This window comes from Burkholderia sp. Bp8984 (assembly GCF_003853755.1).
GTDB lineage: Bacteria > Pseudomonadota > Gammaproteobacteria > Burkholderiales > Burkholderiaceae > Burkholderia.
The window spans coordinates 163940-177432 of sequence record NZ_QTQN01000006.1 but is presented as its reverse complement, the minus strand read 5'-3'; the positions used below and the strand labels follow the sequence as shown (position 1 = coordinate 177432).

The 13493-nt window shown below is 60.7% G+C and carries 15 protein-coding genes; 7 read left to right on the top strand and 8 right to left on the bottom strand.

All coding sequences use genetic code 11. From position 1 onward, the window contains the following. Nucleotides 1–60 precede the first annotated feature (60 nt). The gene (locus DID98_RS09095) at nt 61–483 is read left to right on the top strand and encodes an NUDIX hydrolase (RefSeq protein ID WP_124524153.1); all 423 of its coding nucleotides are present in this window, start codon (nt 61–63) and stop codon (nt 481–483) included. An 86-nt stretch (nt 484–569) separates the two neighbouring features. Next, the gene (locus tag DID98_RS09090; RefSeq protein ID WP_124488380.1) at nt 570–869 is read left to right on the top strand and encodes a hydrogenase maturation factor; all 300 of its coding nucleotides are present in this window, start codon (nt 570–572) and stop codon (nt 867–869) included. A 58-nt stretch (nt 870–927) separates the two neighbouring features. Here the strand turns inward: DID98_RS09090 and DID98_RS09085 are convergent, their stop codons facing one another. After that, nucleotides 928–1140 carry a hypothetical protein gene (locus DID98_RS09085; protein ID WP_044843850.1) on the bottom strand — a complete coding sequence of 71 codons (213 nt, stop codon included), beginning with the start codon at nt 1138–1140 and terminating at the stop codon, nt 928–930. Between the two features lie 362 nt (nt 1141–1502). On the opposite strand from DID98_RS09085, the gene DID98_RS09080 reads away from it, so the two are divergent. Then, a complete protein-coding gene (locus DID98_RS09080) occupies nt 1503–2663 on the top strand; it encodes a DUF4382 domain-containing protein (protein ID WP_124524152.1) in 1161 nt (386 codons plus the stop codon). A gap of 27 nt (nt 2664–2690) precedes the next feature. Here DID98_RS09080 and DID98_RS35770 read toward each other — a convergent pair whose 3' ends face one another. Then, nucleotides 2691–2921, bottom strand: coding sequence for a hypothetical protein (locus DID98_RS35770; protein WP_185500376.1), 231 nt, complete (start codon nt 2919–2921; stop codon nt 2691–2693). 264 nt (nt 2922–3185) lie between these two features. Continuing rightward, nucleotides 3186–3542: a hypothetical protein gene (locus DID98_RS09070; RefSeq protein ID WP_124524151.1), complete on the bottom strand. Its 357-nt coding sequence runs from the start codon at nt 3540–3542 to the stop codon at nt 3186–3188. A gap of 552 nt (nt 3543–4094) precedes the next feature. On the opposite strand from DID98_RS09070, the gene DID98_RS36190 reads away from it, so the two are divergent. After that, entirely contained in the window at nt 4095–4217 is a 123-nt protein-coding gene (locus tag DID98_RS36190; RefSeq protein ID WP_260426306.1) for a hypothetical protein, read from the top strand. A gap of 350 nt (nt 4218–4567) precedes the next feature. Here the strand turns inward: DID98_RS36190 and DID98_RS09065 are convergent, their stop codons facing one another. After that, nucleotides 4568–4810 carry a hypothetical protein gene (locus DID98_RS09065; RefSeq protein WP_124570612.1) on the bottom strand — a complete coding sequence of 81 codons (243 nt, stop codon included), beginning with the start codon at nt 4808–4810 and terminating at the stop codon, nt 4568–4570. A 533-nt stretch (nt 4811–5343) separates the two neighbouring features. On the opposite strand from DID98_RS09065, the gene DID98_RS09060 reads away from it, so the two are divergent. After that, the gene (locus DID98_RS09060; protein WP_124570611.1) at nt 5344–6177 is read left to right on the top strand and encodes a DUF932 domain-containing protein; all 834 of its coding nucleotides are present in this window, start codon (nt 5344–5346) and stop codon (nt 6175–6177) included. Between the two features lie 129 nt (nt 6178–6306). Continuing rightward, nucleotides 6307–8484, top strand: coding sequence for a ParB/RepB/Spo0J family partition protein (locus tag DID98_RS09055; RefSeq protein ID WP_124570610.1), 2178 nt, complete (start codon nt 6307–6309; stop codon nt 8482–8484). 45 nt (nt 8485–8529) lie between these two features. On the opposite strand, the gene DID98_RS09050 is transcribed toward DID98_RS09055, so the two are convergent. The 3 genes from DID98_RS09050 to DID98_RS09035 all read right to left on the bottom strand — a co-directional run bounded on the left by DID98_RS09050 (nt 8530) and on the right by DID98_RS09035 (nt 11118). Next, on the bottom strand, nt 8530–9204 hold the full coding sequence (locus DID98_RS09050; RefSeq protein WP_124570609.1) for a hypothetical protein: 675 nt from the start codon (nt 9202–9204) through the stop codon (nt 8530–8532). After that, nucleotides 9197–9889 (bottom strand): protein mobD, encoded by a 693-nt coding sequence (locus DID98_RS09045; protein WP_124570608.1) that lies wholly within the window; start codon nt 9887–9889, stop codon nt 9197–9199. Before DID98_RS09045 ends, DID98_RS09050 begins: the two co-directional genes overlap by 8 nt. A gap of 1004 nt (nt 9890–10893) precedes the next feature. After that, nucleotides 10894–11118 carry a hypothetical protein gene (locus tag DID98_RS09035; RefSeq protein WP_124570606.1) on the bottom strand — a complete coding sequence of 75 codons (225 nt, stop codon included), beginning with the start codon at nt 11116–11118 and terminating at the stop codon, nt 10894–10896. A gap of 146 nt (nt 11119–11264) precedes the next feature. Between DID98_RS09035 and DID98_RS09030 the strand changes: the two genes are divergently transcribed. Then, complete coding sequence (locus DID98_RS09030) at nt 11265–11744, top strand: hypothetical protein (protein ID WP_311767498.1); 480 nt, start codon at nt 11265–11267, stop codon at nt 11742–11744. A 229-nt stretch (nt 11745–11973) separates the two neighbouring features. Here the strand turns inward: DID98_RS09030 and DID98_RS09025 are convergent, their stop codons facing one another. After that, a complete protein-coding gene (locus DID98_RS09025; RefSeq protein ID WP_124570605.1) occupies nt 11974–12984 on the bottom strand; it encodes a relaxase/mobilization nuclease domain-containing protein in 1011 nt (336 codons plus the stop codon). Nucleotides 12985–13493 lie beyond the last annotated feature (509 nt).

Sequence of the window (13493 nt, the reverse complement as noted above, 5' to 3'; positions counted from 1 at the left end):
CCGCGTCGCGCTCGACGAGCCCGGCTTGGCCGGGCGCCCGACTCTCGCTAGAATCGGTTCATGCCTCAAGCCCCCATCTCCACGAATGCGCCGGAAGCCAGTGCGGTCCCCGTCAAGGAACGCGCGACCGTCGTCTGCTACCGCGAACGGCAGGTCCTGCTCGTCGCGCGCGCATCGTCGCGCTGGGCACTGCCCGGCGGCACGATCAAGCGCGGCGAAACGCCGCTCGAAGCCGCGCATCGGGAGCTGCAGGAAGAGACCGGCATCACCGGCCAGGACCTCGTCTATTCGATGCAGTTCACGGGGCTCGCGAAGGTGCATCACGTGTTCTTCGCCCAAGTCGGCCCGGAGCACACGGCCCAGGCGAGCAACGAGATCGAGAAGTGCAAGTGGTTTCGCATCGACAACGTCGACGAACTGCGCGCGAGCATCCCGACGAAACGCATCGTCGAGCTCGTCTACGAGCACGAAATCCTCGAGTAGGTAGACACCCCACCCCCGCCGGCTCGCGCGAGCCGATATGATGCGCCCACGGTCCATCACCGCGTTCCCTTCCGAGCGAGCTGCAGATGAACAGTGCGTACACCTACCGCGGGTACACGATCGATATCCGCTGCGAATTCCGGCTCGACGAATCGCGCGACGACGCGCCGCCCGCCCAGCTGCGGTTCGGGTTCGTCGCGGTCGTGCAGGTACGCTCGGCCGGCAGCGCGCCGCGCCTGCTCGGACCGATTCGCCTCGCCGACGACGGCGGCCACCTGTTCCGCAACACCCGCAATGCGTTGCGCGCAGGCCGCGCGGCCGGCGAAATCCTCGTCGACGATCTGCTGGTCGATACGGGTCAGGCAAAAGGACGCGCGCATTCCTGAGCCGTCGATCGGCCCGGCATCATCTTTGCGGCGTTTTGCGGAGCGCGCGTGCCGGCGCTCAGTGCAGGCGCTTTCGTCGTAGTTCGTGTGTGGAATAGACGGCGAGGAAGATACCGAGCATCGCAACGCCGGACGCCAGGAAGTCGTTTGCGGTTCCCGTGCTATTCAGCGATTTCGGGAAGATGCCGAGACTCAGCCCTGCGGCAGCCAGAAACACGCCTGCCGCCACACCCCACACCGGTCCGGTGGTCTTTTCGATTGTGTTTTTCATACAGCACCCGTCTACAGTCTTTGCCTGAATGGCGGCGGCGCATGGCGCTCGCATCTACCATTCGTGATTCGACTATAGCGGCGAAATAATCAGGGCGGATTTAGTGCTTTCACCGATCAAGTTTTTGCCGATCGCGAACATGCCGTGTCCCGGCGACTCATGCCCTGCTCGATCGATCCGGACAGGATTCCCTCGCTGTGAGCCTTATTGCCTGCCATTGCGTCGCGAATATCGATCGACGGGCAGCGGTTCTTACGCTCCGACGCAGAATTTACGGTTCGTTTCAAAGCTGCTCATACTGTGGGCGTTCCCCGCGGCTATGCTTCGTTGCACGCACAATAACCTCGAAGGGGGACAAAACAATGAACAACACATTCTGGAAGGCCGCACTATGCGTGGCAGCGGTGCCGTTCGCGCTCGCAGGATGCGGCGGCGGCGACGATGGCGGCAGCCCGCAAACCGGCACGCTGCACGTCGCGATGACCGATGCACCGTCATGCGGCTTCGATCACGTATTCGTGACCGTTTCTCAGGTTCGCGTCAATGCGAATGGGAATGCTTCCGATAACGATGCCGGCTGGTCGACCATCACGCTGGCGACACCGCAGAAGATCGACCTGCTGTCGCTGACCAACGGCGTGCTCGCCGATATCGGCCAGACCGCCTTGCCGGCCGGCCAGTATCAGCAGATCCGCCTCGTTCTCGCGCCGAACCAGGGCAATACCCTCGCGAACTCGGTCGTCCCGACGGGCGGCACGGAACAGGCGCTCGCGACGCCGAGCGCAACGCAAAGCGGTTACAAGATCATCCAGCCTTTCACGGTCCAACCGAACACGCTCGTCGACCTCGTGCTCGACTTCAACGCGTGCAAGTCGATCGTCCAGCGCGGCAACGGCACGTATGCGCTGAAGCCGGTCGTCACCGCGATCCCGACCGTCGTGAGCGGCGCGATCTCCGGCTATGTCGCCTCGGCCGAAGCCGGCGCGACCGTGTATGCGGAACAAGGCGGCAAGGTGGTCCGCGGCACGGTTGCCGACAACACCGGGAAATTCGTGCTGTCGCCGCTGATCCAGAGCTCGACGCAAGGCAACTACGACGTCGTGATCGTGCAGAACAACTTCGCGTCCGGCATCGTCCGCTCGGTCCCGGTCGTGGTGAACACGACCACGGCCGTGTCGGCGTCGACTGCCCCGATCACGCTGCCGGCATCGACGATGAGCACGGTCAGCGGCACGGTGACGGCAAGCGCCAATGCGTTCGTGCGCGCGTTGCAGACCGTCGATGCGAATGCGTACGAGATCACGTCGATCAACGCGAACCTGGATACGGGTACGTATGCGCTCAACGTGCCCACGGCCGCGCCGATCGTCGGCACGTACTCGGGCTCGCTGCCGGTCGCGCTGGCCGCGTCGCCGACCGCCGCGGCACAATACACGATCGAAGCGGACGCAGCGTCGGGCGCAACGCAATCGACGAACGTCAACGCGACGACCAGCCAGTCGAACGTCAATTTCAGCTTCTGACGCATCTGCAGCATCATCGAAAGGGCCTCACGGCCCTTTCCTCAATAAACGGGAGAACGAAGTGAAGAAAGGGGTTATCGCATTGCTCGCCGCGGCGAGCGTGGTCGGCGCGCTCAGCGGATGCGTCGCATACGTGCCGGGGCCGCCGGTCGTCGTGGCACCGCAGGGCGGGCCGGGGAACGGGTTCTGCCCGCCCGGACAGGCGAAGAAAGGCAATTGCTGATTGCACGAGGCCCGCGTAGCGCGGGCCTTTTTCATGGTCGGTCGCTGCATGACGGGCATCGCGGCGGAATGGCGGAAGGCAGCCGACTCCAACTGTCGGGCGAGAAGCCTCGCCAGGGTTTGACTTCCATCGTTGCGAGTCTCCTCGTACCCTTGCTTCGCGCCAGTTCAACTGCGACCCGCATCACTCGCTGCATGCCGAGAAGCGCTTGCCGCTTCGCACAGATGCGTGGCGGGCGGGCTGACCAATGCGACAACGTCATGGGCATTCCCTCAGCGGCAGACATGCCGCGCACGCGACTACCGTGATCCACGATTGGCCACATTGAACGATACCGTGGAGACCCGCGAGCTGATCAGCAATGTGGCCGCCGAGGACATATACACCGCGACGTGTCCAAAGCGAATCGCATTCGCCAAACCGCCGCTTCCATCCAGCGTCGGCGCACCGCTTGACGCGGCCGCCCGATGAGTCAACGAGATTAGCCCGCCGGTCACCGCAACACCGATCAATCCACCCATCGTTCGCAGCGCTCGAACTGAGGCAGTCGCGATGCCAACCTGTGCAGGTCCGGCCAGCTGATGGCCAATGATCGTCCAAGCCCGAAAACGTAAACCGAAGGCAATCCCAAGCAACGCGACGAGGTCCGTCGTCATTCCGGTCGACCCGCCGCGAAATCCGCGACGTCAAACCCACCGACAGCCTCCGGCGATAGCTGCCCGCCCGCATCGCGCAACCACGTTGGGCGAGCGGCGCGCCGGCAAGGCATCGACAAACGCGGCGAGAGCTACATTCCCGGCATGCGCACTAAATCGCGAACTCTCCAACGCGCTGCCGCCCGATTTGCGTCGACTATACGACAGATACGCGACGCACGATCTACGCTTGATCGATCGACTTGACGACACCACGGTGATCGAAAAATGAAGCCAGGTTTGGTCGTTCGACCTGCAATCATTAATCTTGCGTCGCGGCGACTGACGCTGGAACGGCAATAGATTCATTCCCCATGCCTATTATCTCCATCCATCCCCAGAAAATAGTGACATATCTCGCGAGGAATTATCTCAAATATAGCACACCGAAATAAATTGTTTACTTTCTCTATCCCATCTATATACTTACGATTGCATTTCAACCGCAACACCTGAAGTGCAACATCAAGAACAGTTGTTTTCGCAAATTCTTCCTTACTGAAGGAGAGTGAAATGAATGCTGTCTCGATTCAACCCACCAAAGTCGTCGCCTATGGCTCGTTTCTTGCCGTCATTCTGTCCAAGAAATCTATTCCAGGCGATGGACTCTACGGGCGCGGCGTGAAAGGTATGTAACAGTAGCGCGCTGAATCACACGATGATACGAGGCACGCGCCCAAGTATCGGCTGGGCGCGTGCCTCGCGAATGCTCTCATAGTGGGCATGCATGTCACACAAGCACTCGACAGAACAAGACGCGAAATTGCTTTATCCGAACTATTCGCTCGAATGCGTTTTACTTGATGGTGAGACGATCTTCTATAGCGAGACAAAGAATAGTTATTTCGGTCTGTCAGGGGTAGCAGTCGATATTTTGACGATCTCTCGGAGATTGCACACGGGGCTACGCGCGGAGGATTTTATTAATGAGATTGCAGGTAGCCGAGCACTAACGACCACCGATAAGAAATTGATTTTAGATGGAGTCACCACATTAATCGATCTGGGCGCCCTTTATGAAAAATGACGGCGCGTACATCTTTCTCACCCATAGCCTCGTGCGAGCCATGTTGCTTGGTCGGCCGGTCAGCGACGCCTATCTCGGTATTTTCAAGTCGATCTTTCCCGGCGCGGTTAGAGGCAGGTACGTGGGCGCGGTCGACACCGCCAACTTTCAGCAGATCCATCCAGCCGCTCTGCTTCAGATACTCGATCCACTGAAGCGCCATACCCGCCCCTTTGTCCTTACGTCGCCAACAGTATACGGAATGGCTTCCTCCTGACACCTCTGTGGTTCCTGAGCGAGAGCTACCTAAGATCCATCGAATGCCCGAATCCTGACTCGTTTCGTGTCTACCGCAAGGTCCAAAGCGAAATCCGATACCTCTCAATCACTCACATTCCTGCCCTGGCAGTTATTCACAGCGTTGCCTGCAAAAACTGTGAATAACCAGTGCTTCGGAATTCTTTACCGTCGAACTCGCGCCTTGGCATCCGCCTGACACCCTGTTTCCTGCCCTGTCCCGCGACCGTAGCCGAGGGCGGGGCGGCATCAAGGGGCGAGGGACCGTGTTGCCCGCACCATCCCTCGCCTCTTTCCTTGACACCGCCCCGCCCCCGGCTCCTTGGGTCGCACGGGCAGGAAACAGGGTGTCAGGCAAAAGCAAAGGCCAACCCCGAGTTCCACCGGGAAGGGGTTCCCGCGTAAGCGGCAAGGCCATCCCACGGCCCGTCCTTCAACCTTTTTGCTGTGGAGATAGTCATGCAACTCGCCTCTTCTTTCCGTTACGGCTCCCCGATGCTGCGTGCCGACTCGCCCCTGTCGGACGACCAGATTCGCCGCGTTGCCCCGTCCATCTTCGCGGACGGCAAGCACGAAAGCCGTTCGGAACGCTACACCTACATTCCCACCATCGACGTGCTTCGAGGTCTGCGCAACGAAGGCTTCCAGCCGTTCATGATCTGCCAGACCCGCGTGCGCGATCAGGGCAAGCGCGAATACACGAAGCACATGCTTCGCCTTCGCCACACGGATCAGATCAACGGCGACGAAGCCAACGAAATCGTGCTGCTGAACTCGCACGATGGCACGAGCAGCTACCAGATGCTCGCTGGCGTGCTGCGCTTTGTCTGCCAGAACGGCATGGTGGCGGGCGACAACATTGCCGATATTCGCGTGCCGCACAAAGGGAACATCGTTCAGAACGTCATTAATGGCGCGTTCGACGTGCTCGACGACTTCGACCTGATTCGCGAACAAAAAGAAGGTATGCGCGACGTGACGCTCGACCGCGACGAACAGCACGCGCTCGCCCGCTCCGCGCTCGCGCTGCGCTACGACCCGACCGATGCCGAGGCACCGGCCCCGATCACTGAAAGCCAGTTGCTCGCTCCGCGCCGTTTCGAGGATCGCCGCGACGACCTCTGGACGGTGTTTAACCGCGTGCAGGAAAACCTCACCAAAGGCGGGCTGCATGGCCGCTCGCGTACCGGGCGCGCGATGTCCACACGCCCCATCACCGGTATCGACCAGAACGTGAAGCTCAATCGTGCCCTCTGGATGCTGGCCGACGCCATGCGCCAAATGAAGGCGTAAGCGCCATAGGGCGATGTCGCGTCGCCCTATTCCAACCATTCCTTTCAGGACTCCTATCCAGGTCTTGTCCTGACAGGTTTCGGAAAAGACGCGACCCGGACCTTTCTTCTCAATCCTCGGGAGTCAATCATGCAAACCGAAACCACCGACGTGGGCACCGCCGATGCAGCTTCCTTGCTCGAAACTAGCTTCGGCAACGAGCAGCCCATCGTGACCGTGCCGTATTCCAGCCTGCGGCGCTCGCCGCTCAACGCGCGCACAAAAACCCTTTCCGGCATTCCCGGCCTCGCCGCCAATATCCGTGCGAAGGGCCTGCTGCAAAATCTCGTTGTCCACGAAATGAAGGGATCACGCGGCAAGCAACTCCGGTATGGTGTCTGCGCGGGCCAGCGCCGCGAAGCCGCGCTTGACCTGCTATTCGAGCAGAAGCACATCGCCGCCGACTATCCGGTGCCCGTGCGGATCGTCAGCGAAGGCGAAGCCCTCGCGATTTCACTGATCGAGAACAGCGAGCGTGAAGGACTCGACCCGTTCGACGTGCTGCGCTCGTACCGGATGCTGGCCGAAGAAGGCCGCAGCGTCGATTACATCGCTGCGCTGTTTTCCGCTTCGCCTCTCACGGTCAAACGGCGCATGAAACTCGCGAACGTGTCGCCCAAGCTGCTCGCCCTGCTGCGCGAAGACGGCATTACCCTTGACCAGTTGGCCGCGCTCGCATTGGCCGACGACCATGAAACGCAGGAGCGCGTCTGGTTCGATGCGCCGAACGACTGGCAGCGTGCCCCGCAATATCTCCGTCAGGCGATCACGCGGGCCGAAATTGATGCGAGCTGCAGCCGTCTGGTGCACTTCGTCGGCCTCACTTCTTACGAGGCGGCGGGCGGGTATGTCCGACGCGACCTTTTCAGCGACGTTGAAAACGCCGGATTCATCGCCGACGCGGAACTGTTGCAGCGACTCGCGGGCGAAAAACTCGAAGCCGTGGCCGAGAAAGTCCGTGCCGAAGGGTGGAACTGGACCGAAACACGCATCGAACGAGACGCGCTCGAACTGAACCACTACGGCAGGCTCGATCCGCTCGACCGCCCATATACCGAGGACGAGCAGCGGGAAATGGATGCCCTGACGGCGCGACAAGATGAACTCACGGAACAGTACGACGCACTTTCGGAGGACGATGAAAACGCCTATGAGGAAGGCGAACGGATCGAGGTCGAACTGAACGCAGTCACCGCCTCGATTCAGGCGCTTGAAATACGCACGCAAGCATGGGACGCACAACAGATGGCAGAAGCCGGTGCGCTCGTCATCCTCGACCCGCAAGGCAACCTGATCATCGAGCGCGGGCTGGTACGCCGTGACAGCGATGCCGGGCGCGGCGCGGGTACTGCGACAATCGAGCAGGCCGTCGCCACACCCAAGGAGGCGACCCGGAAGCCCAAGCCGGTTCACAGCGCGAAGCTCTGCCAGCGCCTGAGTGCCCACCGCACCGCCGCCATTCACGCGGAACTGATCACGCAACCGTCCGTCGCCCTCGCCGCGCTGCTGTTCCGGCTCGCGCCGATCGCCTTCCCCGAGCGGTACGGTGTCGGGCCAAGCCGGGACTATCTGGAACTCAATGCCACCAGCAACCACGATGCGCTGCTGAAGGCCGCCGACGATCTGTCCGACAGCACCGCATGGGGCATCATCGACGCGCAGCGCCAACAGTGGCTCGCGGCCCTCCCCCGAAATCAGGCCGACTTGCTGCCGTGGCTGATCGAGCAGGATCCCGGCACGACGCTGTTCGACCTGCTCGCCTTCTGCACCGGCACCCTGCTCGACGGTGCGACCGGTACGGAAGGCCCGCACGCCATCAATGCTCTGACCAACGCGCTGCAACTCGACATGACTCGATACTGGACGCCGACCCGCGCCTCGTATTTCAACCACGTCAGCAAGGCTCGAATCGTGGACGTAGCCATGCAGGCAGTTTCTCCCAAGATTGCCCTCGACTTCAGCAAGATGAAAAAGGGCGATGCCGCCGCCGCTGCCGAACTGCGGCTGGCAAAGGCCGCATGGCTCCCGGAAATCCTCACCGATCGGGAAATTCCGCCAATCCGTGCCCTCGGCGTGATGAACGATTTGGACGATGAGGCTGACGAAGATGAAGCGGAAAACCCGCAGGTAGCCAGTGCAGACGAAGCCGACGCGCAGGAAGCTAGCGCTGCAGCTGACACTGCGCCGGCGAACGAACACCGCCCGGCGTGGCCCTTCCCAACCGCCGCCAGCATAGCGAATGCCGAAACGCTGCAACACATCGCGTGATGGCCCACTCCCCGCCTGTGCTCGCGCGCAGGTGGGGAATACCGTTTATCGGGCGTGTTCGCCCACCCAAAATGCGGCAGCGACCAACATCACAAGCAGACCAGCCGCGACGACCAATAAGCGGCTCAGCGCCCGAATCAAACGCCGTTCAGTCACTTCGATACCCGTCTGCACCCGTTTCAAGGCTTCCGCTATCGCCCGCTCAAACAGGCTCGCCGCCTCGTCCATCCGCTCCCGCTGGTCCCGCGCCGCCACCGCCGCTGCACCGACAAGGCGGTTACCGGCAATCTTCGCGACCCGGTTCGCCATCCCGTTCGCGAGCGCGGCTATCGATCCCTCATTGAGCACCGCAAGCGCAACCTGATACCTCGCTTCGTGTTCCCGGATCATGCCCTCGGCCAACTGGATCGTCGCCTTGCAGCGCGCGAGCGCGTCGCGATGCTGGCGCATCAAGGCATCGGTCGCCTCCTCGGCTTCCTGACGCACTGCCTCGAAACTGCCGTCCCCGGCCCTGCGGATACGGTCGGGCATTGCCTCGTAAAGCCGAGCGTAGTATTCGAGCACGACGATCATCGACCACAGCGCGTCGTTGTCCCGCAAGCTCAGCGCACCGGAAACCCGCCGCATTCGCAGGAGACTGGCATCATCGGGCAATTCACCCGTGACCTCGAAAAACAGTCGGGCGAGCGCATCAGGCGATCTCGCCCGCCTGTTACGCATGAGCCGTCACCTTGGCGAACATCGTGCTGCACACTGCGCGCCAGCGCAGCAGTTCCGCCCGTTCACCCATATGCATCGTTTCCGCCGCCCTGTGTACCGACAGGCGCTGGCTACGCAGTTCGTCCGCGACGCGATCCGCAAGATCGGGAAAATCCAGCGACTGGCCTTGTGCCTCGACGGCCTTGCGCAATTGCGAGTCCCGATACAGGGTGAATTTTTCCGGTGGCCCGAAATAGCCGTTGCGCACGACATGCGTGACCGCATTCGGGAACGTCGCACCGAACTTCAGAAGCAATTCGAGGCTATCGCGCTGCCGGTTGATGACCCACAACACGACGAGACGCCGGGCCAGCTCATCGAGCGTGCTGGCGAGCGTCCCGCCGTACTGCGCGACACCCGTCTGGCTTCGCGCTGCTGTGTTGACGACAACGGTCGCGTCCCGGTGCATATCGCAAAAATTGACGAAGTCGATCCAGCCGCTGGCGTCGTCCAGATCACATGACCCGCATTCGATTTCGTCGTGGACCGCTTTCATGACATCGGGATTGGACGTGTCTGTCTCCACCAGCACGACATTGACATCCGTCCATCGGAGGTAATCGACCAGCGCCAGCGTCACGAAGCTCTTGCCGACACCGCCCTTGCCGCCACCGACCATGTAGATGGGGGGATTTTCCGTTGCCATGCGAGACCTCTACAAGTTCTCGGTATCCGGGCTGATCGGAAACCCGAGGAAGCCCTGTACCTGTTGCCCCGGCTTGATGACCCCCTTGTCCCCCTTCTGCTGCAGTCCAGTGCGTTGCGGGTTATCGCGTGGAGCATCGGCTCGCGCTGACTTCCTTCCCCGAGCAGGCGCCGTCACCTGCTCTCGTACCGCGTCCCGTCTGCCCGGTCGAATTCTTCCCTTTCCGTCCGCGCGGCGCATCGCATATCTCAGGGAATTGAGATTCACGTCGATGCCTTCCTGCGCGGCCTGTTCTATTAGTTCATGCAACGTATATCCCTTCTCACGCGCCGCCACGATCTGTGTCCGTATGGATTCGACGCCGTCTCCCACCTTGACTGGTTGCTCGTCTCTCGCTTTTTCCGGTAGCGCATCCAGCCTGCGTCCGAGTGCTTCCCACTGCCCTCGCGTGAAACTCCTAGCAACCGACATGACTCACTCCGACGCACGACCTTCACTGCATCTTGCGCACGCGTTTACGCGCCGTCAACACCCGTTTCATGTAGTTTTCGATGAGGACGGAATACATCGGAATGCAGAGGAATATGGCGGAACAAAAAATATTTTTTCTGCCCGCACCAGAGGTTTCCTCGATTCACACGGAATTTCGCCCGCGTTCTCATTCGCGCGCACGGGCGCGAATCGCAGTGAACATCGTATGCTTGTCGGTTCACACTGAAGGACAACCGGAACGCGTTCGATGTCACTAACGCGCGAACACGATACTCACCCGTCTTGCCCTGCCATTGCTACGCCGGTGCCATACACGTGCGTCCGCTCTGCGCAGACCTTGACAGCCATGCGACTGCGGATCGCACACGAGTATTGCCTACACAACACGGTGCGATGAGTCGAGCGCACTCTCCACTCAACGCGCGCTCACGCCAACTCTCCACGTCTCTACATCTGATGCGCTCGGGTCCAATCGGCCAAGCACCGGCCACGCGTCTTTTTGCTCGACGTCGTTAAACGCCCAACGCACTGCGATTACGCGGATGCGAATTCCTGTTGCACATGGCTTGCACATCGCGCGCACGGAAGTCACGCTCGACACCGAAAACAACATGAAAATCGAGGTATGGCAGGATAGGCTTGCGCCGGTTTTGGGCGCCATTGCGCTTCACCGCAACAAGACATTCTCTTTCCACCAACCACATCACTTTCGAATTCAGCACCTGCAGCGTGAGCACGCAGCACCAGGCACTGGGAAATTTTGAATGTCATCACCATGAACGCAAATTTTCAATAATCTGGATAACGATATTGTTGCGTTCACGGAACGGACGTCTATATTTGAAGGAGTGGCAGTCAGCACGCCGCATTTCGCTGCGCCTTCATGTCGACCAACGAGGCACCACCGGGACCAGCTCTGGAGGAACATTCCGTGGGATTTCTTAAACTCGCGATCGAATTTGGCACAATCATTGCCATTTCGAAGGGTATTCAGCTCTTCAGCCATCACGTTCGACGCCAGTACGGCTACAGTTTTTTCACGGTACGTGGCTTTTGGCTCGCCGCGATCGGCATCAATCTCGTGTGTTGGGGATATTTCGGATGGGGCGCCGCCCTGCTGCGTCATGAACCGACGTGGAGCGGCCTCGTACTCATGGCAACGGGGCTTGCGGTAGTGATCCGGTTGATCTACGAAAACATTCGGGGTACGGGCGCGGCACACGGCTTCTGCGGATCAGTGCTGCAGCTCATGTTGTTTTTCCCGGTGGCACTCTACGGCATACCGCTTCTCGCGATCGCGTTGCTGTTTCTACTCTTTGCGACCTTCAAGGCCGGACCGGCATGGTTTGCTGATCGCGAATAAACAGGTGCCTCAGGACAGCAGCGCCGATGCATCTGACCATGAGCAATATCCTCACAACCGGTCGAATCACCGTCAGAACAGGCTCAACGGATCATCCCTTGGTTCCACGACTCCAGAAGACCTCGGTCCAGGTTGAATAAAAGACACCACGCAACTGATCGTGCTCTGGATTTTCCTACACTTAGGATCGGGTATCGCAGCATGATCGCTGTCACCCCACGCACAAACATCAACGCTCCATATCCCGAGTCGCGTCGTCTAAACGATCTGAATCCGGTCCCAGCCTGGTAGGCTGCTCGCGTCCATTATCCGGATTGCGCCCTACCACTGGCCGCTCTCGTTGCACCGGCATGGCCCCCACGAAGTACGCCATTTCAACGGCCGTCAAGCGATCCTCGCGCACGCGCGACCTTGCCATCGCGTAGGCCATCTCCCGCCACGCGGTGAATACGCCGCCCTGTGCGACCCATCGTGCATCGCGCTGAGCATCAGTCGGGAACGGTCTCCAGTACCTCGGCGTTTCGCCGCGTGCGACCGTATGAATGACAGCCTGCTTCGGATAGCGTTGCGTTATGCCGCGCGCACGCCGATGCGTCGCATTTGCCTCGACGCCATACTCCCGCAGTTGCTCTGCAAAACGCTCGCGCCATCGCTGCAGGTCCATGTGGCGCGGATTCAGGCGGCGCCCGTTAGGGCCACGTACCTGGACACTCAGATGAACATGCGGATGCGCTTCGTCGTCGTGTGCAGCGAAAACGTACGCACGCCCGTCGCCGAACTCAAGTGCCGCGAAATCGCGCGCCGCATCACGCACGGCTTTTCGATCCGTTCCGGGCGGCATCGACAGCAGGATGTTGAAAGTTTCACGCCGCGTACTGGCCTCCGGGATGCCCCAGCCGCCCAGTTGCCATGTCTTTACGAGATCGCTCAGCGCATCCTTGCCTTCAATACGGTTGCCGTTCTGATCTTCCAGTTCGATCCGGCCGTTACGGGAGATATAGCGCAAATGCCGACGTACGGCTCCCATGCCTTGCGCACTCCCCGCCTTGTTGGTGATCTTGACCATGACCTCCGGGGTACGCCTGAGCGTGCGGGCGACCCGAGCGCGCATGAGGACGGCGGCGTCGCGAATATCCACATGTGAGAGCCGCGCGGCACGCGCATGTCGTAGTGGCTCCTGAAACAGGCGGTCACCCCAGTTCACGAGCATCGCATCGATGTAGATCCTCGGATATGGCATGTCAGCGGCTCCATCGGTCAAGATTCGCGCGAATGATGACAGCCGCCGTACGCAGGTGTTCATCAACGCGCCTTCGCAACCCTACCCATTCGGACCTCAACTCCCGACGGGCCGGCTCTGCCTCGTCGGCCCGTGCAAGTTGGCCCAACAGACGGCCGATCTCGGCAAGCTGCCGATTTGATACGGATAGGGCATGCAATTCGGGCTCGCCCAACTGCGGCTCTCGGGTCAATTGCGCACGAATTAGTGACACGATCCAGCGATTACCGCGCAGGCCCATTGCCATCGCATGTCGTTCGACAGCACTCCGTTCTGCAATAGTCAGTCGGATTTCGATACGCGTGCGCGGCTCCCCGACCACCGGCCGAGGTAAGCCACACGTGGTCGTGCCAGGTTCCCCGGCCGCATCTTCACGGATAGCGGTTGCAACCAGCTGGCGCACGCCCTCGCCTGCGGTCAAACCGCGGCGCGCACACCAGTCTTCCCAGTGTGACCTGAGTGCACCGAGC

What these genes read in the sequence shown, in the direction of transcription:
- DID98_RS09095 (WP_124524153.1), top strand. Translation starts at nt 61, where the DNA reads ATGCCTCAAGCCCCCATCTCCACGAATGCGCCGGAAGCCAGTGCGGTC.
- DID98_RS09090 (WP_124488380.1), top strand. Translation starts at nt 570, where the DNA reads ATGAACAGTGCGTACACCTACCGCGGGTACACGATCGATATCCGCTGC.
- DID98_RS09085 (WP_044843850.1), bottom strand. Translation starts at nt 1,140, where the DNA reads ATGAAAAACACAATCGAAAAGACCACCGGACCGGTGTGGGGTGTGGCG.
- DID98_RS09080 (WP_124524152.1), top strand. Translation starts at nt 1,503, where the DNA reads ATGAACAACACATTCTGGAAGGCCGCACTATGCGTGGCAGCGGTGCCG.
- DID98_RS35770 (WP_185500376.1), bottom strand. Translation starts at nt 2,921, where the DNA reads ATGAAAAAGGCCCGCGCTACGCGGGCCTCGTGCAATCAGCAATTGCCT.
- DID98_RS09070 (WP_124524151.1), bottom strand. Translation starts at nt 3,542, where the DNA reads ATGACGACGGACCTCGTCGCGTTGCTTGGGATTGCCTTCGGTTTACGT.
- DID98_RS36190 (WP_260426306.1), top strand. Translation starts at nt 4,095, where the DNA reads ATGAATGCTGTCTCGATTCAACCCACCAAAGTCGTCGCCTATGGCTCG.
- DID98_RS09065 (WP_124570612.1), bottom strand. Translation starts at nt 4,810, where the DNA reads ATGGCGCTTCAGTGGATCGAGTATCTGAAGCAGAGCGGCTGGATGGAT.
- DID98_RS09060 (WP_124570611.1), top strand. Translation starts at nt 5,344, where the DNA reads ATGCAACTCGCCTCTTCTTTCCGTTACGGCTCCCCGATGCTGCGTGCC.
- DID98_RS09055 (WP_124570610.1), top strand. Translation starts at nt 6,307, where the DNA reads ATGCAAACCGAAACCACCGACGTGGGCACCGCCGATGCAGCTTCCTTG.
- DID98_RS09050 (WP_124570609.1), bottom strand. Translation starts at nt 9,204, where the DNA reads ATGCGTAACAGGCGGGCGAGATCGCCTGATGCGCTCGCCCGACTGTTT.
- DID98_RS09045 (WP_124570608.1), bottom strand. Translation starts at nt 9,889, where the DNA reads ATGGCAACGGAAAATCCCCCCATCTACATGGTCGGTGGCGGCAAGGGC.
- DID98_RS09030 (WP_311767498.1), top strand. Translation starts at nt 11,265, where the DNA reads ATGTCGACCAACGAGGCACCACCGGGACCAGCTCTGGAGGAACATTCC.
- DID98_RS09025 (WP_124570605.1), bottom strand. Translation starts at nt 12,984, where the DNA reads ATGCCATATCCGAGGATCTACATCGATGCGATGCTCGTGAACTGGGGT.